Here is an 18,499-nt window from a genome sequence, read left to right on the forward strand (position 1 = left end):
CATCACGGCGTCTCCTTGTCCTTCTTGATGGGGCCGGCCCAGGGGCTGCGCGCCTCCTCGGCCGGTTCGCCCAGGTCGGCCGCCGCCACCGGCGGGCGCTGCGGCAGCCAGACTTCCAATTCCACCCCTTGCGGCGCGGCGGGCTGCACGCTCATGCGCCCACCCAGGCTGCCCACGCGCTCGTCCAGCCAGCGCAGGCCGTGGTGGCCGGGGCGCTCCTGCCACTGTGCGGGCAGGCCACGGCCGTCGTCGCGCAAGCGCAGGCGCAGCTCGCCGCCCTCCACCCACAGCCGCAGCTCGATGCGCGTGGCCGCGCCGTGTCGCAGCGCGTTCGTGAGGCCTTCCTGGGCGGCGCGGTACAGGGCCAGCGCGGCCTCGGCCTCCAGCGGCGCCAGCTCCGGCGGCTGCTGCAGGCTCAATTGCAGCCCGGGGTGGGCGCGGCGGGTGCGCTCCACCAGGTCCTGCAGCGCGGCGCTCAGGCCCATGCTGTCCAGCACCAGCGGCGCCAGGCGCGGGATAAGGCCGTGCATGGCGTCGTACAGGCGCGAGGACTCGTCGGCAATGAGCTGCGCGGCCTGGCGCGCCTCGGCGTCGTCCACACGGCGCGCCACGGCCAGCGCCAGCGAGCGTATGGCGGTGACGGACTGGCCCAGCTCGTCGTGCAGCTCGCGCGCGATGGTGCGCCGCTCCTGCTCGATGTGATGGTCCAGCCAGCGCGCCAGCTCGCGGCTGTCGCCCAAGCGGCGCTCGGCCAGCACGGCGCGCTTTTCGGTGTCTATGTGCGCGCGCAGTTGCGCCACCATGCGGTTGAAGGCGCTGCCGATGGCGGCGGCCTCGCGCCCGCGCAGCGGCGGGAGCCGCACGTCGAAGCGGCCGGACTCCAGCTCGCCCAACGCGCGCTCTATGCGGCCGAAGGGGCGCACGGCCCGCCCAACCAGCCAGAACACCAGCACGTTGAGCGCCAGCAGCAGGCCCAGCGCCATGGCGGTGAACTGCACCACGACGTCCCAGGCGTCCAGCGCGGCGCGGGAGTGGTTCGCGGTGATCTGCAGCCGCCCGTCCGGAAACTCGTAGGCCTGCATCAGCGGCTCCGGAGCGATGTAGCGCTCGAACCAGTCCGGTGCGTCGCGGCCCAGCTTGTAGGTCGAGGGCGGCGAGGTGTAGAGCACGCGGCCCTGCCCGTCGGTGAGCGTGATCTCGTTGGAGCGCACGCGGCCCAAGCCGTTGAGAAAGCTCAGCATCCCCGGCGTGCCCTGCGCGGTGTAGAGCCATGCGGTGCGGTTGAGCAGTTGCGCGGCGACGCGGTTGGCGGCCACCACCTCCTCTTTCACCGAGTCGCGCAGGTTGTTCACCTTGAGCACCAGCAGCCAGGCCACGAACAGCAGCGTGAGCACGCCCACCAGCGTGTTCACCTGCGCGCGCAGGCCCCAGGTGAAGCGGCGCGGGCGGGCCATGGCCGCCGGCTGTGCTGCATCGGCGGACGGCGTGCCTTGGGCCGCGGGCTGCTCCACCGCGCTCACACCGCGTCTCCCGGCGGACCGAAATCGCCGCGCCCGGCAAAGGCGTCCAGCGCGCGGCGCTGCGCGGCCTGCAGCAGCGGGTGCGCCGGGTCGTGGCCCACGCCAGGCAGCATTTCAAGCTCGGCCCAGGGCACGGCAGCCTGCAGCAGCCGCGCACCGCCGGCGGGGCAGACGGCGTCCTGCTCGCCATGCAGCAGGCGCAACGGCACTTGCGGCAGCGCGGCCAGGCGATCCAGCAGCGGCGGCTCCTGCAGCCAGCAGCCCTCGCGCAGGAAGTGGGACTGCACGCGGTAGCGGTCCACCTGCGCCTCCAGCACCTCGCCGGCGGGGGTTTGCGCCTCGTCCGACTGGCCGCAGCGCAGCCGCTCCCAGCGCCACCATTCGATGGCCAGCGCCTGCGCCGCCTTGCTTTCGAGCTCTGGCATGCCCGTCCAGCCCTGGGCCAGCGCGGCGGGAGCGCCTTCGAAGAAGCCGCGGATGTCGGCCTCGCGCGCCAGGAACGTGTTGCGCAGCAGCAGGCCCAGCACGCCCTCGGGCTGGTCCAGCGCGTGCAGCAGCGCCAGCGTCGCGCCCCAGGAGCCGCCGGCCACCAGCCAGCGCTCCACGCCCAAGCGGCGGCGCAGCAGCCAGAGGTCGTCCAACAGCTTGGCGGTGGTGTTGTGCATCAGGCCGCCGCGCGGCGTGCTGCGGCCGGCGCCGCGCTGGTCGGGGCAGATCAGCCGGTATTTCGTGAGGTCGAACCCGCGGCGCAGCAGCGGGCTGCAGCCGGAGCCGGGGCCGCCGTGCAGCAGCAGCACGGGCAGCCCGTCGGGAGCGCCCCACTCCTGCACGTGCAGTACGTGCCCGTGGCCCACGGGCAAGCCGTGGGTGCGCAGCGGGGCCAGGTCGGGGGTGGGATTGGGTTCGGACACGCCCGGGATGGTAGCCATGCGTGCGGGCAGACCCTGAGACGCGCGCAGATTCATGATTTTCATGAGGCCGGAATGCAGACCGCGGGCCTGTGGCGCCCAGCCCCCCCGCCGGAAGATGGCGCCTGGAACGACGTTCCCGCGGTCATCGCCAAAGAGGCCGCGCCCACTGACCAGAAAAGGAGACTTCACATGCAATGGCAAACCCCCTGCGCGACCGATCTGCGTTTCGGCTTCGAAATCACGATGTACGTCGCCGCTCGCTGAATGCGGGCTGAAGCAGGGCTGATCGCCTGATCAGCGCGCTTCACCAGCGGGGCGGCACGGTGCAAGCCGTGCCGCCCCGCCCACATCCGCCAGGCGCTTTTCTTGCCGCCGCGGATGCCAGGCTCACCAGACAGACGAACACGGGACGCCATGCGCATCACCATCCTGGGCTCCGCCGCCGGCGGCGGCTTTCCGCAGTGGAACTGCAACTGCCGCAACTGCGCCGGGGTGCGCGCCGGCACCGTGCGGGCCAAGCCGCGCACGCAGTCTTCCATCTTCATCCAGCCGGACGCCGGCGGCGACGGGCTGCTACTCAACGCCTCGCCGGACGTGCTGCAGCAGATCAAGGCCACGCCCGCGCTGCAGCCGGGCCGCGCGCTGCGCGACACGGCCATCGCCGCCGTGCTGCTGATCGACGGCCAGATCGACCACTCCACGGGCCTGTTCATGCTGCGCGAGCGCAACGGCAAGCTGCCGCTGTGGTGCACCGACGCCGTGGCCCAGGACCTCACCACCGGCAACCCCATCCTGCGCGTGCTGGAGCACTACTGCGGGGTGGACCGCCGCCGCCTCCAGCCCGACGGCACGCCGTTTGAAATTCCGGGCCTGGCGCCGCTGGTGTTCCGCGCCATTGCGCTGTCCAGCAAGGCCGCGCCCTACTCGCCGCACCGCGACGCGCCGGAGCCGGGCGACAACATCGGCCTGTCCGTCACCGACCCGCGCAGCGGCAAGACCCTGTTCTACGCGCCGGGCCTGGGCGAGATCGACGGCCCCGTGTTCGCCGCCATGCAGGCCGCCGACGCCGTGATGGTGGACGGCACCTTCTGGACCAACGACGAGATGCAGCGCATGGGCCTGAGCCGCAAGACGGCCCACGACATCGGCCACCTGGCGCAAAGCGGCGCCGGCGGCATGGTGGAGTGGCTGGACAAGCTGCCGGCAAGCACGCAGCGCTTCCTCATCCACATCAACAACACCAATCCCATCCTCGACGAGGACTCGGCCGAGCGCGCCGAGCTCACCCGCGCCGGCATCACCGTGTGCGAGGACGGCATGGCCCTGGACCTTTAAGCAGCAGTACCCGACACACACGACAACAACGGAGACTTTCCATGCGCGCCGACATCCTCTACCACACCGCCCCCGCTGCCGACGGCCGCCCCGCCTGGAGCCGCGAGGAGTTCGAAACCAAGCTGCGCGAGCGTGGCCGCAGCTATCACATCCACCATCCGTTCAACGTCATGCTCAACACGGGCAAGGCGACGCCGGAGCAGGTGCGCGCCTGGGTGGCCAACCGCTACTACTACCAGATCGCGATTCCGGTGAAGGACGCCAACGTCATGGCCAACTGCCCGCACCGCGACGTGCGCCGCGGCTGGGTGCAGCGCATCTTGGACCACGACGGGTTCGAGATCGGCGGCATCAAGGACCCGGGCGGCATCGAGGCCTGGCTGCGCCTGGGTGAGGCCGTGGGCCTCAAGCGAGAGGAGATCGAGGACCTGCGCCACGTCATCCCGGCGCTGCGCTTCGCGGTGGACGCCTACATCAATTTCGCGCGCAAGGCGCCGTGGCAGGAGGCGGTGTGCTCGTCGCTGACCGAGCTGTTCGCCCCCGAGATCCACAAGCAGCGCCTGGCCACCTGGCCGGAGCACTACACCTGGATAGAGCCGGAAGGCCTGACCTACTTCCGCAACCGCGTCAGCCAGGCGCGGCGCGACGTGGAGCAGGGCCTGGCCGTCACGCTGGACCACTTCAACACCCGCGCGCTGCAGGAGCGGGCGCTGGAGATCCTGCAGTTCAAGCTGGACATCCTGTGGGCCATGAACGACGCCATGGCGCAGCGCTACGGGGTCAACGCATGAACGCGGCGCCGCAACTCGACAGCAGCCCGCGCATCAGCCGGGGCTTCCGGCTGCAGTGGGAGGAGGTGCAGCAGTGCTTCGTCCTGCTCTACCCGGAGGGCATGGTCAAGCTCAACCAGAGCGGCGGCGAGATCCTGAAGCGTTGTGACGGCACGCGCAGCGTGGCGCAGATCGTCGCGGAGCTGGAGCAGGCCTTCAACACGCAGGGGCTGCAGGGCGACGTGGTCGCCTTCATGGACATCGCCGGCAAGCAGCGCTGGCTGGAGTGGGAGGCGGCCTGATGAACGCCTCTCCCCTGCCCGCCACCAGCGCGGCGCTGGCCGCCGCGCGCCCGGGGCCGCCGCTGTGGCTGCTGGCGGAAGTGACCTACCGCTGCCCGCTGCACTGCGTGTTTTGCTACAACCCGGTCGATTTCGCGCAGCACGAGCAGGAGCTTTCCACCGCCGATTGGGTGCGCGTGCTGCGCGAGGGCCGCGAGCTCGGCGCCGTGCAGTGCGGCTTCTCCGGCGGCGAGCCGCTGCTGCGCGACGACCTGGAAGAGCTCATCGCCGAGGCCCACCGCCTGGGCTACTACACCAACCTGCTGACCTCCGGCGTGGGCCTCACGCCGCAGCGCGCCCAAGCGCTCAAGGCCGCGGGGCTGGACCACGTGCAGCTCTCGTTCCAGGACTCGACCAAGGAAGTCAACGACTTCCTCTCGCACACCAAGACCTTCGACTTGAAGCGCCGCGTCGCCGCGCTGATCAAGGAACAGGGCTGGCCCATGGTCATGAACGTGGTGCTGCACCGGCTCAACATCGACCACATCGACCCCATCATCGCCCTGGCGGACGAGTTGGGCGCCGAGTACGTCGAGCTGGCCAACTCGCAGTACTACTCCTGGGCCTTCATCAACCGCGAGCAGCTCTTGCCCACGCGCGAGCAGTTGAAGCGCGCCGAGGCCGTGACCGACGCCTGGCGCGTGAAGCTGGGCGACAGGATGAAGCTCTTCTTCGTCTCGCCCGACTACCACGAGGGCAAGGCCAAGAAGTGCGTCAACGGGTGGGGGAACATGTTCATCACCGTCACGCCCGACGGCGACGTGCTGCCCTGCCACACGGCCAAGATGCTGCCCGGCCTGACCTTCCCCAACGTGCGCGACAGCTCGCTGCGCTCGGCCTGGTTCGACTCCGACGGCTTCAACCGCTACCGCGGCACGGGCTGGATGAAGGAGCCCTGCGCGAGCTGCGAGCACAAGGAGCAGGACTTGGGCGGCTGCCGCTGCCAGGCCTACCTGCTGGCCCAGGACGCCGCCGCCGCCGACCCCGTGTGCCCCAAGAGCCCCCACCACCACTTGGTGCAGGAGGCCGTGCAGCGCGTGGAAGACGGCGTGGCGGCGCCGGTGCGCGCGCAGCCGCTGGTGTTCCGCGATCCGGGGAATTCGCGGCGGCTGAGCGAGGCGCTCAAGAGCTGAGAGCTGCTGGAGCTGAAAAAGGAAATGCCCGCATCAGCGGGCATTTCCTTTTGTGCGGGACCGGTTTCTCACCGCCCGGTTGCTTCACTTTCCGGCGGCAATCTCCACAGTCACTTTCAAGCCCAGTTTGAAAGTCACCGCAGGTTCACCGACGACTGCAGCGCGCGCACCGCGCCGGCGCCGATCGCGGCGCCGAAGCGCTTGGCCAGCCGCTCGGCCACGTTTTCCTTGGGCGTGTAGTCGATCACTTCCTCGGCCTTGACCACGTCGCGGGCGACCATGTCCAGGTTGCCGAAGCTGTCGGCCAGGCCCTGGGCCACGGCGTCCTCGCCGTTCCAGAAGAGGCCGGAGAAGGTCTGCGGCGTTTCCTTCAAGCGCTTGCCGCGGCCTTCCTTGACGACCGAGATGAACTGCTGGTGGATCTGGTCGATCATGGCCTGCGCGAAGGCGCGCTGCTGCGGGTTCTGCGGCGAGAACGGGTCCAGCATGCCCTTGTTCTCACCGGCGGTGAGCAGCCGGCGCTCGATGCCCAGCTTGTCCATCAGCCCGGTGAAGCCGAAGCCGTCCATCAGCACGCCGATCGAGCCGACCAGGCTGGCCTTGTCCACGTAAATCTCGTCCGCGGCCACGGCGATGTAGTAGGCGCCGGAGGCGCACATCTCTTCCACCACGGCGTAGACCGGCTTCTTGTGCAGCGCCTTCAGGCGGCGGATCTCGTCGTTGATGATCCCCGCTTGCACCGGCGAGCCGCCGGGGCTGTTGATGCGCAGCACCACGGCCTGCGCGCCGCGGTCTTCGAAGGCCGTGCGCAGCGCGGCGACGATGTCCTCGGCGTTGGCCTCGGTGTCGGCGGCGATCTCGCCGCGCACTTCTATCAGCGCGGTGTGCGGGCCGGTGGGCGCGGCGACGTGGGTGCGCTGCACCAGCAGCGCCCAAGCCACGGCCAGGAACAGGCCCAGCCAGGCCAGGCGGAAGAAGATGCGCCAGCGCCTGTCGCTGCGGCGCTCGCGGACGAACTCCCGCGCCACCTGCTCCATCACGGCTTCGTAACTGGCGCGCGGCGCCGCGGCGGCGTCACGTTTGGGCGTGGGCATGGCCTCCGGCGCATCGCCGGGCCGGGCTTCGTCGTTCATGGCGGGGAGCTTTCAGCGGAGTGGTTTTGCCAGCGGTGCCGGCCGGAGATCAGCCGGCGCGGTCCACCGGTCGAATGTCGGCGCAAGGATACCAATACACCTCGCCACCCTTTTCCTCCACATGCAAGGGCTTGAGACGGCCCCGCCCGCACGGTCCCCAGGCGCAGCGCCCCGTGGCCGGCTCGTAGGCCGCGCCGTGTATGGAGCAGAGGATCCACTGCCGCTGCGCGTCCAGGAACTCGCCGGGCTGCCAGTCCATCTCCACCGGCACGTGGGCGCAGCGGTTGACGTAGGCCACCACCGCGCCGTCGAAGCGCAGCGCGAAGGCCGTGGCCGCCTGGCCCCACAGCAACACGTCGAACACCAGCGCCTTGCCCTTCTCCGCCAGGTCGGCACCGGCGCACAGGCGCCGCGGCTCGGCGGGCGGCGATGACGGCGGCGCGGGCCGGGGCGGCGGCGCCTCAGGCATGGCCCAGCAGCCAGTCGCTGAGCTCGGCCGTGGAATGCAGCACCGCCAGCGGGCCGTAGGCCTCGAAAGCCTCGGGCTCGTGCGCGCCGTAGCTCACGGCCAGGCTGGGCGTGCCGGCGTTCAGGGCCAACTGCAGGTCGTGGGTGGTGTCGCCGATCATGAGCGTGCGCTGCGGCTCCGCGCCGAACTCGCGCATCAGCTCCAGCAGCATGCGCGGGTCGGGCTTGGAGGCCGTCTCGTCCGCGGTGCGGGTGCCGTCGAACAGGCCCGCGAGCTGCGAGTGCGCCAGCGCCTCGTCCAGCCCCCGCCGGGCCTTGCCGGTGGCCACGGCCAGCCAGTGGTGGCGGGATTTCAAGGCTTGCAGCATCTCCAGCGAGCCTTCGAAGAGGCTCAGCTCATGCTGGCGGGCGAAGTAATGTTGGCGATAGCGCTGCGCCAGCTCCGGGTAGCGCGAGGCGTGCAGCCCGGGGACGGCGTGGCGCAGCGCGTCCTGCAGCCCCAGTCCAATGACGTAGGTGGCGGCCTCGTTGCTGGGCACGGTCACGCCCAAATCGGCGCACGCATCCTGGATGCAGCGGACGATGAGCGCCGTGGAGTCGAACAGCGTGCCGTCCCAGTCGAAGACGATCAGATCAAAGCGTCGTGGCAGGTTCATGGCGTTGCCTTCAAGCAGGGATCAGGCCACCGGGGCCGGTGCAGCCGCCGCCCCCGCGCGGCCGGCCAGCGGTTTCAGATGCTCCAGCAGTTGCGTGCACTCCGCGGGCAGCGGCGCCTGCAGCTCGATGCGCTCGCCGCTGGCCGGGTGGTCGAAGGCCAGGCGCCGCGCGTGCAGGAACATGCGCTCGAAGCGCACGCCCGCCACCCGCTCGCCCCGCGCCAGGGCGCGGTTGAGGGCGAAGTCGCCGTACTTGTCGTCCCCGGCAATCGCACAGCCCTCGTTGGCCAGGTGCACGCGGATCTGGTGCGTGCGCCCGGTCTTGATGGTCACGTCCAGCAAAGTAAAACCGTCGTAGCGCTGGGCGATGCGCACCAGCGAGATGGAGCGGCGGCCGTCGGCGTGGTCGGCCGCCACGGCGCGCACGCGGCGCTCGCCGCCGGCGTCCAGGTATTTATGGAGCGCCACGTCGATGACCTTGCGGTTCTCCGGCCAGGGCCCCGTCACCAGCGCCGCGTAGGTCTTGCCGGTGTCGCGGGCGCGGAACTGGTCCTGCAGCGAGGTGAGCGCGCTTCTCTTCTTGGCGATGAGCAGCAGCCCCGAGGTTTCCTTGTCCAGCCGGTGCACCAGCTCCAGGAATTTCGCTTGCGGCCGCGCCTGGCGCAGTTGCTCGATGACGCCGAAGCTCACGCCCGACCCGCCGTGCACCGCCACGCCGGCGGGCTTGTCGATGACGAGCAGGTGCTCGTCCTCGAACAGCAAGGGGAATTCGCGGGCCGGCACCGGCGGTGCCTCGGTGGGCGCGGGCAGCCGCACGGGCGGCACGCGGACCTCGTCGCCGATTTCCAGCCGCGTGTCGGCGCTGGCGCGGCCCTTGTTGATGCGAACTTCCCCTGAGCGGATGACCCGGTAGACGTGCGTTTTAGGCACGCCCTTGAGCACGCGAAGCAAGAAATTGTCCAGGCGCTGGCCCTGCGAACCCTCGTCCACCGTGAGGCGCTGCACGGATGGTGCGGGCGCGACGGATGAGGTCTTGACAGACGGCTTCGCCGCGGCGGAATTGCCGCCTATAATGCGTCGGCCCATGTGTGTTGTAAGTGCTTGATTTTTCAGAGTTTACCGGCACTGCAACATGCACCGGCAGCGCGCAAGCGCAAAACCCGGTGATGCAACGCGGTCGCCCCGGCGGCGAGCCCGGTCCCCAAGTGACCCGGCAGCCGGCCCGGCGCAGCGGAAGAGACACCGTAGAAGAAGCCCCCCTGTTGCAGGGAACGAACAAGGTTTTCGGGGCCGAGAAGGTCGAAACGGCCAGCTCGCCCCACAGCGTCCAGTGACCGTGCGCATGTCGTCGCCGTCTTCCCAAAAACTGCCCACCCAGCGACCCCGGTTCTCCGGCGCGGTCGCCGTCGGCGTGCCTGTCGCCTGCGGCGACGGGCCTCGGAGGAGCGACTTCGGAGCCTGTTTTCTCTGTGCCGCGTGCAGCCCCGCTGCCGTGCCAGGCGAAGGCCTCACGGCAGCCCCGGGCGATTCCTGACCGACGCTTCTTCCACGACTCTCGTGCATCGGACAGCCGCCTGTGGGAGACACGGGCGGCAGCTGAGAGAAGCGGCCGCCCAGAACGGCCGCAGGAGTGCACATGAAGCGCATGCTGATCAATGCCACGCAGCCCGAAGAGCGGCGGCTGGCGATTGTCGACGGCCAAAAGCTGCTTGACTTCGAAACCGAAATCGAAGGGCGCGAGCAGCGCAAGGGCAACATCTACAAGGCCGTCGTCACCCGCGTCGAACCTTCGCTGGAAGCCTGTTTCGTCGACTACGGCGAGGACCGCCACGGCTTCCTGCCTTTCAAGGAAATCTCGCGCCAGTACTTCAGGGAAGGCGCCGAGGTCAAGAACGCGAGGATCAGCGACGTCATCCGCGAGGGCCAGGAGCTGCTGGTCCAGGTGGAAAAGGAGGAGCGCGGCAACAAGGGCGCGGCGCTGACCACCTTCATCAGCCTGGCCGGGCGCTACCTGGTGCTCATGCCCAACAACCCGCGCGGCGGCGGCGTGAGCCGGCGCATCGAGGGCGAGGACCGCGAAGAGCTCAAGGAGGCGATGGACCAGCTCGAATACCCCAAGGGTATGAGCCTGATCGCCCGCACCGCCGGCATCGGCCGCTCCGCGGGCGAGCTGCAGTGGGACCTCAACTACATGCTCAAGCTGTGGAGCGCCGTGGACGGCGCCGCGCAGTCGAGCAAGGGCGCCTTCCTGATCTACCAGGAAAGCTCGCTGGTCATCCGCGCCATCCGCGACTACTTCACCGTGGACGTCGGCGAGATCCTGATCGACACCGACGACATCTTCGAGCAGGCCCAGCAGTTCATGAACCACGTGATGCCCGAGCTGGCACCGCGTGTGAAGCGCTACCGTGACGATGCGCCGCTGTTCAGCCGCTTCCAGATCGAGCACCAGATCGAGACGGCCTTCGCCCGCACGGTGAACCTGCCCTCCGGCGGCGCCATCGTCATCGACCACACCGAGGCGCTGGTGTCCATCGACGTCAACTCCGCCCGCGCCACGCGCGGCGGCGACATCGAGGAGACCGCCAGCCGCACCAACCTCGAAGCCGCCGACGAGATCGCGCGCCAGATGCGGCTGCGCGACCTGGGCGGCCTGATCGTGGTGGACTTCATCGACATGGAGGAGTCCAAGAACCGCCGCGAGGTCGAACAGCGCCTGCGCGACGCGCTGCGCCAGGACCGCGCCCGCGTGCAGTTCAGCTCCATTTCCAAGTTCGGCCTGCTGGAGCTCTCGCGCCAGCGCCTGCGCCCGGCCCTCTCCGAAGGCAGCCACATCACCTGCCCGCGCTGCAACGGCACCGGCCACATCCGCGACACCGAATCGTCGGCGCTGCAGATCCTGCGCATGGTTCAGGAAGAGTCCATGAAGGACAACACCGCCGCCGTGCACGTGCAGGTGCCGGTGGAGGTGACGAGCTTCCTGCTCAACGAGAAGCGCACCGAGATCACCAAGATCGAGCTCAAGCAGCGCGTGACCGTGCTGCTGGTGCCCAACAAGCACCTGGAGACGCCCAACTACAAGCTGGAGCGCCTGCGCCACGACGACCCGCGGCTGGAGAACCTGCAGGCCAGCTACACCATGATCGAGGAGCTTGACGACGAGGTCGGGATCACGCGCCGCGAGAAGACCAAGCCCAAGCAGGAGCCGGTGATCAAGGGCATCCTGCCCGACACCTCCGCGCCCATCGCCCCGCCCAAGCCGGCCCCGACGCCCGCCCCGGTGGCGGCGCCCGCGCCTGAGCCCGTGGCGGCCCCGGCGCCGGCCCCGATCGGTGGCGGCTTCTTCAGCTGGGTCAAGCGCCTGTTCGGCGTGGACAACGGCCAGCCCGCCGCCGTGGCCGCCCCGGCCGCCGCGCCGGCCGTGGCCACCGCCCAGGACGGCTACCCCTTCCCCGGCGAAGCCCGCGACAGCCGCCGCCGCGAACGCGGTGAGCGTGGCGAACGCGGCGGCGAGCGCGGTGAACGCAGCGGCGGCCGCCGCGACGGTGGCCGTGGTGGCCGCGGCGACGAGCGCCGCAACGGCAGCGACGTGCGCGAAGCCCGCGGCGGCGAGCGCACCGAGCGTGCTGACCGTGGCGAGCGCACCGAGCGCGCCGAGCGTCCGGAACGCGCCGAGCGCCCCGAGCGCAGCAGCCGCCGCCAGGAAGCCTTCGACGCCAACGGCTACGACGAGCGCAGCGAGCGCCCGCAGCGCGGCGACCGTGCCGAGCGCGCTGACCGTGCCGACCGTGCAGAGCGTGGTGACCGCGCCGAGCGTGGCGAGCGCGTGGAGCGTGCCGAGCGCCCGGAACGCGCCGAGCGTCCTGAGCGCGTCGAGCGTGCGGAACGCGGTGACCGTGCCGAGCGCGCTGACCGTGGCGAGCGCGTGGAGCGTGCCGAGCGTCCGGAACGTGCCGAGCGCACCGAGCAACGCGAAGACCGTGGCGACCGCGCCGAGCGTGGCGACCGTGCGGACCGTGGCGAAGGCCGCCGCGCCCCGCGCCCTGAGCCCGTGCGTCCGGCGCCTCTGGCCGAGGACCCGCTGGCCGTCGCGGCCGAGCTGAGCTCGGCCGAGGCGGGCGCCGCCGAGTTCGCGCCGCCGGCCGAGGAGCTGGACTACGACGCGCAGGCCGAGCAGGCCCGCCGCCGTCGCCGCCGCCGCGGTGGCCGCGACCGTGACGAGGTGCGCGCCGATGGCGAAGCCGGCCCCGAGACGGTCACGCCCGCCGAGGCTGCCGTCGAAGTCGCCGCCGCCCAAGGCGCCGAGGTGATGGGCGACACGGCCATGGCCGCCGCCCCCGTGGCCGAGCCCGCGCCGCAAGCCGCGGCCCCGGAAGCTGCCGAGTCGGAAGCTGCGCCGCAAGCCACGGCTGAAGCCGCTTCGGAGACGGTCGCCGCTGCGGAAACGCCGGAAGCCGTGGCCGAGGAAGCCGGCGACGCCGCTGAGCCGCGCCGCCGCCGCCGCAGCCCGCGCCGCGAGCGCGAGCCGGCCGTGGAGGCGCTGGAAGCCGCCGCCGTGGCCGAGGGTGGCGTGTCCGCCCGCGCCGACTTGGGCGAAGCCGCCGTGGCCGCCGCGCAGCAGGAAGCCGAGGCTGCGTCCGCCGAGCCGCGCGTGGACGGCGTGCCGCTGGCGTCCGCCGCCGAAGTGCTGGCCCCGCTGGCCGACGCCGTGGTGGAAACCGTGCCGGCCGTGCCCGCCTTCGAGCTGCCGTTGGGTGACCTGCAGTCCCTGGCCGAATCCGCCGGCCTGCAGTGGGTGCACTCCGACGCCGACAAGGTGCGTGCGGTGCAGGAGGCCATGGCCGCCGAACCCAAGCCCGCGCACGTGCCGCGCGAAATCAAGCCCGTGGTGCTGCTGGACGAAGGCCCGCTGGTGCTCGTGGAAACGCGCAAGGACCTCACGCAGGTGAAACTGCCCTTCGAGCTGGAAGCGCAGTGACGCGCCGCCCGGCCGCTTGGGCCGGGTGAAGCGTCAAAAGGGCTTTCAAGCCCACAAGGAAAGAGCGCCGTGAGGCGCTCTTTTCGTTGGGGGGCAGGTGTTCGCATCCCGGCAGCCAAGGCGCTCCGCCCCCTGTTGCGTCATCCCCGCCCGCCGGCCTCACCTCCAGGTCACCCCTCCCTCCGGCCCACCCCTCATAGCCTTCGGAAACAATTTGAATCACTCTTGAGCCATCCCCACTCCTGAGAGGAGCACCGCGATGGCCAAGCCCTTCATCGTCCTGGGCGACAAGACCTCCCACGGCGGCACTGTCATCTCCGGCTCGCCCAGCACCGACAGCCACGGCAAGCCGATCGCACGCGTGGGCGACCAGGCCACCTGCCCGTGCAGGCACCACGGCGGCGTGAGCCCCATCGTCTCCGGCGACGCGAGCTGCCTGCTCGACGGCCGCCCCGCCGCCCGCCACGGCGACCGCACCGCCTGCGGCGCCACGCTGATCGCCTCGCAGAGCACCACGCTGGACTGACGGCCCCCGCCACCGCGCCGCCTGCCCGCCTCATGCGCTCCCTGCTGAAACACCTCCTCCTGCTGGCCGCCCTCGGCCTGGCGACTTGGGCCGTCGTCCTGGGCACTTGGTACGCGCAGCGCCGCGTGGTCGGCCTGGACGACGTGCTGCAGTACCTCCTCGTTCTCCCGCTGCTGCTGTTTGCCGGCGTGCTCGTCCTGCGCAAATGGCCCCTGGACAAAACCGCCACGCCCCCGGCCCCCTTGGCAGATGGCAAGGCCGCCGCTGACACCGCCGACGCCGTCCCGTCCGCCGGCACCGGCGCCGATGCAGCCCTGCCGCTGCTTGCCGCCTGGGTCCACACCCCTGCCGGCGCCGACGTCTCCACATTGCTGGCCGCCCTGGCCGAAGGCCAGCCCCGCCCGCGGCCGGACCCGCTGCTGCGCGACCAGGACGGCCTGCCCATGCTCACCGCCCGCATCGCGGCGCTGGACCTCGCCGCCGTGCAGGCCGACTGGCCCGCCCAGGACGCGCCACCGCCATCCCCCGCCGCGCTGCGCGCCTTGGCTGCCCTCTCGCCGCTGCTGGACCAGGCGGCCCAGGCGCTGGCCGACGCCTCGCCGTCGGACATGACCGGCCCAGCGCCCACGCTGCACGTGCTGGCCCACTGGCCCGCCGAGTGGAGCGAGGCCCAGGCGCAGGCGGCCCAAACCTGGCTGGCGCAGCGCCTGTCCACGCTCGCCCCGGCCGGCCTGGCGGGGGCCGCCAACCTGCGGCCGTTGCGCGGCGGCGGCGCACTGCTGGAACAGGCGCAAACCCGCCTCACGGCGCTGCACCGCGCCGGCCGCGACGCCCGCCTGCTGCTGCTGGCCTGCCACAGCGACCTGGACGACGAGGCCCTGCAGCGACTGGAGCGCGAAGGCCGCCTGTACGCCTTGCCCCGCCGCCCGCGCGGCCTGATGCCGGGCGAAGCCGCCGCCGCGCTGCTGCTCTCCACCCGCGCGGACGACGCCCCAGCCCCGCCGTCCGACGACGCCACCAGCGCTCTCGCCCCCGTGCATCTGCGCGCCTTGCGCTTCCAACCCTGCCCTCCGGCGGATCACGCCCGCCGCCCCCTGGACGCCGCGGCGCCACTGCAGGTGCTGCTGGACGGCGCCCTTCGCGCCTGCGGCATGGACGCCGCCGCCCTGGCCTGCCTGAGCACCGATGCGGACCAGCATGGCGACGCCGCCACGGCGCTGTACGCCCTGGCGCAATCCGCGCTGCCGCACCTGGACCCCATGGACGACCTCCACCTGGCCGGCACCTGCTGCGGCCACACCGGCGCCGTGGCGCCGCTGCTGGCGCTGGCCGCAGCCTGGGGGCGATGCGGGGTGAGCGGCACGCCGGCCGCGGCACTGTCTCTCACCGGTGACGAATACCGCATGGCGGCCATCCTCGCGCCGGACGCTTCGGCGCTGTCCGCCCAAAACCGCGCCGCCTGAATCGGCGCGAATTGGGAAAGGGCCCATTACTTTTTTCCACCAACGTCCACCAGCCGGGCCGGCGCTGGAAACAATATCCGGCCCTGGAATCCCGGCCCAATTTCATCCAATATGCCGACCTTTCCTCATTTGGAATGTCGGCGCTTTTTTCATGCCGGCAAATCTCCACCCGCGACCACATCAATATCGCTTATGGTCGCCGCACAAATCGACCTTTCACAATCTTGTACCGATGCTGCATCGGAGCATCTACACCAGGATTGGTCAATGGCGGAGTACTCCAGAATTCAATCCAATCGTCATGCATTTCAATAAATGACAGCGGCTCCACCGGCACTTCCATGGTCTGATTCGTCAACAGCACACCCTTCTCACAACTATTGATCTCCAATTTATCAAGCAACGCCAACCTGGCATTCTGATATCGAATCAGCATCAATACATCCTCCGTGCCGGCACCGCAACGACTCAAGGGCAACGAATGACTGGGCTTGCTTACATAGGCCACATATAACTCCGGCGAATGCACCGCCCCATTCAATATCGTCACATCCCCCCCCTTAACCGCTTCTCCAAGCTCCCGATCCAATCTTTTACTTTCAACAACGACACCGTCAATGTGGAATTCTCCTTTTTTCCAAAATATTCCCTGCGCCAGGCAGGCTGACTCAAACATCGACAAGGCGACCACGCCCATCAATATCTTCTTACTCATCAGCATTGCGCAAATGATCTGCATAGCAGATCCCAGAGTACTGCCAGCGGTGCTCATCGTCCTGCCCCTTTTTTCCCAGCCTGTAAACATCCTTGTCGCGATCACGCAAATCAGCCTCTGTTTTCCCAGAATTTTCTGGATCAACCATATTCCAGCCAATATTGCCAGTAGAGGAATCACACAAGATATTCACACGCAGCACCCATTTATTTGCTTTCACATCCCAACCGTAATAACCACCACCATTCCACCTGGCATAGGTTTCATTTGTCAGCATCTCTTCAGAATAAGGCAGGTGCGCATCAAGCATTTTCTTTGCTCTCTGCCGGCATGCAGCATATAAACTGATACCCGCCTTTATGTTTTCCTTCCAATTCCACGCCTGATGGTAACTCGGAGCCGGATTTGTAAGCTGCGTCAAGCCATAACCGTTGTCAAAAGCAACCACAGGCTCTCCATCAATATCAAGAAAATGCTTAGCTTTTGTTTCTTTTTCAATTATTTTTTCGTAGCCACTAGAATCAGAAAAAGATGACAGATACGCCAATATCTCACTTTTCTCTGGATTTTTGCCACATATATGCACACTGCGTTTGTATTGATTTCTATCCACAACAATCTGAACAGTCAGAACTCCGCCCAATACATCGCCATTCAAATCAAGCCTCCATTTCGGCTTGTCTGTAGTTGTTTTGCCGGATAACTTAAATGTTTTCAACAAAACACCTCTAGGAAGTTTTTCACGCAAACCACTGACCTTGGCACCCCACTGCATGCTCCATTCCCAAACAAAGGGGCCAGCAGCATCACAATCAATTTGAAATATTACTTCAGGCAAAGCTGGCGCCACACTGAGAAATAACTTCTCACCTGCTTGCGGCGAAATCCATTTGCCAACATCTTCAAGAACCACCACCTTCACCAACGAGCCTTTCTTGTCATTGGTTTTTCCAGCGCTCTTTTTAGATGACGCCAGCTTACTCTTGCTTGCCGATTGACTCTCAGATGCAGACATATGAAGCCTCTCGATTTATTGGCCACTCAATATCTCCATAAACAACTCAACCGATTCAACCGTGTAGATCCGCTTGGTCATTCCTTGCTCGTCGGTGAGCCCTTCCCAGGTTTGACCATTGGAGCCAACAAGGCGATATCGCTGTCCTGCAATTGGTCGGTCGTTTTCGTCAACCAGCCGAAACTGCTCGTCGTATCCCCCTGCATCCCAAGCACAAGCAGGTGGAAGGCATGGCAGGAGCGCGGGTGAAGAAGCTGCCCCCAAAAACTCATGCACCGCCCCCCGCACCGTCACCGTCCCCGGCGTGGCGAGCTCGATGTCGGCCCCGTCCAGCGTCAAGGCCGAATCGCCGCCCACCAGCCGCACGCGGCGTTGGGCGCAGATGCAGATCTCGTCGCCCGTGCTCACCACCGTCACAGGGCCGTCGGCCAGCAGCCGCAAGGCATCCGCGTGGGCGCGCAGCGTCAGCGGGCCGTGCGCGGCGCGCGCCGTCACGCCGCCCTGGTGCGCGTACACGCCGGCCGTGCCGCCACAGGCCGTGCAGACGCTGCCCGCGGCGCTGAATTGCGCGTCCCCTTGCGCCAGCCAGGTGAAGGTTTCGCCGGCATGGGCGTGCACGGAGGTGCTGCCGGCCAGCAGCACGGCGCCGGCACTGTCCAGCAGCGCCAGCGGTTCATTCAAGGCCGGCACGGGTTGCGTGCCTGGGCTGCGTCCGTCGCCCCCGGGCTGCAGCGCCGGCTGGCCGTTGACGCGTGCCGGGTGACGCCCAAAGCGCGCCGGGTCCAGCCCGTCCAGGAGGCGGGACAGCGGTGCCTGGCCGTCCGCCGCCGTCTCCAGCCCCGGCGCTCGCACGGCGCGCGCGGCCGCACCCAGGCGCTGCGCCAGCTCCAGCGCGGCACGGAGTTGGGACAGGCCCTCGGCCGCGTCCATCTGCGTGCCCTGGGCACTGCCACAGCGGCCCGGCCGTGCCTGCGTGCTCAGCAGCAGGCCGGCGCCGGCGCGCACGCTGCCCCAGCCTCGTGTGATGCCCTCGAAGCCGCTGCCGCGCCAGGCGCCACGCCACGCACTGGAGGCGCCTTGCTGGATCAGGTGCCCAAGCCCCCACTCGCTGCACGCCGCGCTCGCGTGCAGCCGCATGCGCAACTGGCCGCGGCTGTCGTCCAGCACCCACTGGTTGAAGCCCTCACCCGCCACCGCCCGCGTGTGCACGCCGGACAGCGCCCCGCCATGGTTCGCGCCGCTGTGTTGCCCTGCGGCAAAGGGTGGCGCGTCGGCGCCGTGATACAGCCCGCCGGCCACCAGCGGGCGGTCCAGGTCGCCGCTTTCGAATACCACGCCGACCTCCGCGCCCACGCGCGGCACGGCCGCCGAACCCCACCCGGCCCCCGCCGCGGGGCCGAGCACGCGCAGCCAGGCGCCGCAGCGCTCGTCGCCCGGGGCATGGCAGGGCGCGCCCTGGGGCGGTGAGTCCACCGATGCACCGTCCGATGCGCCGGCCGTCCCGTGCGGCAGCCCGCCCGCGTTGGGCGCGCTGC

17 protein-coding genes are annotated in these 18,499 nt (G+C 69.1%); 8 read left to right on the top strand and 9 right to left on the bottom strand.

The features are described from left to right. Nucleotides 1-2 precede the first annotated feature (2 nt). Together SM757_RS21495 and SM757_RS21500 are read right to left on the bottom strand one after the other, a co-directional pair. Complete coding sequence (locus SM757_RS21495; protein ID WP_238455904.1) at nucleotides 3-1,520, bottom strand: HAMP domain-containing protein; 1,518 nt, start codon at nucleotides 1,518-1,520, stop codon at nucleotides 3-5. After that, nucleotides 1,517-2,494 (bottom strand): alpha/beta fold hydrolase, encoded by a 978-nt coding sequence (locus SM757_RS21500; RefSeq protein ID WP_322466977.1) that lies wholly within the window; start codon nucleotides 2,492-2,494, stop codon nucleotides 1,517-1,519. Before SM757_RS21500 ends, SM757_RS21495 begins: the two co-directional genes overlap by 4 nt. Before the next feature lie 126 nt (nucleotides 2,495-2,620). Here SM757_RS21500 and pqqA point away from each other — a divergent pair, with 126 nt between their 5' ends. From pqqA to pqqE, 5 genes are all read left to right on the top strand, one after another. Beyond that, the gene (gene pqqA / locus SM757_RS21505; RefSeq protein ID WP_157119204.1) at nucleotides 2,621-2,695 is read left to right on the top strand and encodes a pyrroloquinoline quinone precursor peptide PqqA; all 75 of its coding nucleotides are present in this window, start codon (nucleotides 2,621-2,623) and stop codon (nucleotides 2,693-2,695) included. A gap of 150 nt (nucleotides 2,696-2,845) precedes the next feature. Beyond that, nucleotides 2,846-3,766: a pyrroloquinoline quinone biosynthesis protein PqqB gene (gene pqqB / locus SM757_RS21510; protein WP_322466978.1), complete on the top strand. Its 921-nt coding sequence runs from the start codon at nucleotides 2,846-2,848 to the stop codon at nucleotides 3,764-3,766. Nucleotides 3,767-3,807: 41 nt separating this feature from the next. Beyond that, nucleotides 3,808-4,557: a pyrroloquinoline-quinone synthase PqqC gene (pqqC, locus tag SM757_RS21515; RefSeq protein WP_066337754.1), complete on the top strand. Its 750-nt coding sequence runs from the start codon at nucleotides 3,808-3,810 to the stop codon at nucleotides 4,555-4,557. Then, nucleotides 4,554-4,838: a pyrroloquinoline quinone biosynthesis peptide chaperone PqqD gene (pqqD, locus tag SM757_RS21520; RefSeq protein WP_322466979.1), complete on the top strand. Its 285-nt coding sequence runs from the start codon at nucleotides 4,554-4,556 to the stop codon at nucleotides 4,836-4,838. Before pqqC ends, pqqD begins: the two co-directional genes overlap by 4 nt. Further along, nucleotides 4,838-6,010, top strand: coding sequence for a pyrroloquinoline quinone biosynthesis protein PqqE (gene pqqE, locus SM757_RS21525; RefSeq protein ID WP_322466980.1), 1,173 nt, complete (start codon nucleotides 4,838-4,840; stop codon nucleotides 6,008-6,010). The genes pqqD and pqqE overlap by 1 nt, the downstream gene beginning before the upstream one ends. 134 nt (nucleotides 6,011-6,144) lie before the next feature. On the opposite strand, the gene SM757_RS21530 is transcribed toward pqqE, so the two are convergent. The 4 genes from SM757_RS21530 to SM757_RS21545 are packed head-to-tail and all read right to left on the bottom strand — an operon-like array spanning nucleotide 6,145 to nucleotide 9,353. Then, a complete protein-coding gene (locus SM757_RS21530) occupies nucleotides 6,145-7,143 on the bottom strand; it encodes a S49 family peptidase (protein ID WP_407655788.1) in 999 nt (332 codons plus the stop codon). A gap of 49 nt (nucleotides 7,144-7,192) precedes the next feature. Continuing rightward, complete coding sequence (locus tag SM757_RS21535; RefSeq protein WP_084267595.1) at nucleotides 7,193-7,612, bottom strand: Rieske (2Fe-2S) protein; 420 nt, start codon at nucleotides 7,610-7,612, stop codon at nucleotides 7,193-7,195. Beyond that, entirely contained in the window at nucleotides 7,605-8,267 is a 663-nt protein-coding gene (locus tag SM757_RS21540) for an HAD family hydrolase (protein ID WP_066337760.1), read from the bottom strand. The genes SM757_RS21535 and SM757_RS21540 overlap by 8 nt, the downstream gene beginning before the upstream one ends. A 21-nt stretch (nucleotides 8,268-8,288) precedes the next feature. Then, nucleotides 8,289-9,353 (bottom strand): RluA family pseudouridine synthase, encoded by a 1,065-nt coding sequence (locus tag SM757_RS21545; RefSeq protein ID WP_407655789.1) that lies wholly within the window; start codon nucleotides 9,351-9,353, stop codon nucleotides 8,289-8,291. 550 nt (nucleotides 9,354-9,903) lie between these two features. Between SM757_RS21545 and SM757_RS21550 the strand changes: the two genes are divergently transcribed. From SM757_RS21550 to SM757_RS21560, 3 genes are all read left to right on the top strand, one after another. Further along, nucleotides 9,904-13,245 (top strand): Rne/Rng family ribonuclease, encoded by a 3,342-nt coding sequence (locus tag SM757_RS21550; RefSeq protein ID WP_322466981.1) that lies wholly within the window; start codon nucleotides 9,904-9,906, stop codon nucleotides 13,243-13,245. 259 nt (nucleotides 13,246-13,504) lie between these two features. Next, nucleotides 13,505-13,771, top strand: coding sequence for a PAAR domain-containing protein (locus SM757_RS21555; RefSeq protein WP_066337765.1), 267 nt, complete (start codon nucleotides 13,505-13,507; stop codon nucleotides 13,769-13,771). A gap of 32 nt (nucleotides 13,772-13,803) precedes the next feature. Further along, on the top strand, nucleotides 13,804-15,234 hold the full coding sequence (locus SM757_RS21560) for a hypothetical protein (RefSeq protein WP_322466982.1): 1,431 nt from the start codon (nucleotides 13,804-13,806) through the stop codon (nucleotides 15,232-15,234). Between the two features lie 190 nt (nucleotides 15,235-15,424). On the opposite strand, the gene SM757_RS21565 is transcribed toward SM757_RS21560, so the two are convergent. From SM757_RS21565 to SM757_RS21575, 3 genes are all read right to left on the bottom strand, one after another. Continuing rightward, complete coding sequence (locus SM757_RS21565) at nucleotides 15,425-15,949, bottom strand: hypothetical protein (RefSeq protein WP_322466983.1); 525 nt, start codon at nucleotides 15,947-15,949, stop codon at nucleotides 15,425-15,427. Continuing rightward, a complete protein-coding gene (locus tag SM757_RS21570) occupies nucleotides 15,942-16,964 on the bottom strand; it encodes a hypothetical protein (protein ID WP_322466984.1) in 1,023 nt (340 codons plus the stop codon). The genes SM757_RS21565 and SM757_RS21570 overlap by 8 nt, the downstream gene beginning before the upstream one ends. A gap of 15 nt (nucleotides 16,965-16,979) precedes the next feature. After that, nucleotides 16,980-18,499, bottom strand: a 1,520-nt coding sequence (locus tag SM757_RS21575; RefSeq protein ID WP_322466985.1) for a DUF2345 domain-containing protein, incomplete at its 5' end; no start/stop codon positions are given.

This window comes from Azohydromonas lata (genome assembly GCF_034427735.1).
GTDB classification, from domain to species: Bacteria; Pseudomonadota; Gammaproteobacteria; order Burkholderiales; family Burkholderiaceae_C; genus Azohydromonas; species Azohydromonas lata.

Bases quoted from the DNA above. Each gene is read 5' to 3' on its own strand.
- SM757_RS21500 (WP_322466977.1), bottom strand. From the start codon at position 2,494: ATGAAAATCATGAATCTGCGCGCGTCTCAGGGTCTGCCCGCACGCATG.
- pqqB (WP_322466978.1), top strand. From the start codon at position 2,846: ATGCGCATCACCATCCTGGGCTCCGCCGCCGGCGGCGGCTTTCCGCAG.
- pqqC (WP_066337754.1), top strand. From the start codon at position 3,808: ATGCGCGCCGACATCCTCTACCACACCGCCCCCGCTGCCGACGGCCGC.
- pqqD (WP_322466979.1), top strand. From the start codon at position 4,554: ATGAACGCGGCGCCGCAACTCGACAGCAGCCCGCGCATCAGCCGGGGC.
- pqqE (WP_322466980.1), top strand. From the start codon at position 4,838: ATGAACGCCTCTCCCCTGCCCGCCACCAGCGCGGCGCTGGCCGCCGCG.
- SM757_RS21530 (WP_407655788.1), bottom strand. From the start codon at position 7,143: ATGAACGACGAAGCCCGGCCCGGCGATGCGCCGGAGGCCATGCCCACG.
- SM757_RS21535 (WP_084267595.1), bottom strand. From the start codon at position 7,612: ATGCCTGAGGCGCCGCCGCCCCGGCCCGCGCCGCCGTCATCGCCGCCC.
- SM757_RS21540 (WP_066337760.1), bottom strand. From the start codon at position 8,267: ATGAACCTGCCACGACGCTTTGATCTGATCGTCTTCGACTGGGACGGC.
- SM757_RS21545 (WP_407655789.1), bottom strand. From the start codon at position 9,353: ATGGGCCGACGCATTATAGGCGGCAATTCCGCCGCGGCGAAGCCGTCT.
- SM757_RS21550 (WP_322466981.1), top strand. From the start codon at position 9,904: ATGAAGCGCATGCTGATCAATGCCACGCAGCCCGAAGAGCGGCGGCTG.
- SM757_RS21555 (WP_066337765.1), top strand. From the start codon at position 13,505: ATGGCCAAGCCCTTCATCGTCCTGGGCGACAAGACCTCCCACGGCGGC.
- SM757_RS21560 (WP_322466982.1), top strand. From the start codon at position 13,804: ATGCGCTCCCTGCTGAAACACCTCCTCCTGCTGGCCGCCCTCGGCCTG.
- SM757_RS21565 (WP_322466983.1), bottom strand. From the start codon at position 15,949: ATGAGTAAGAAGATATTGATGGGCGTGGTCGCCTTGTCGATGTTTGAG.
- SM757_RS21570 (WP_322466984.1), bottom strand. From the start codon at position 16,964: ATGTCTGCATCTGAGAGTCAATCGGCAAGCAAGAGTAAGCTGGCGTCA.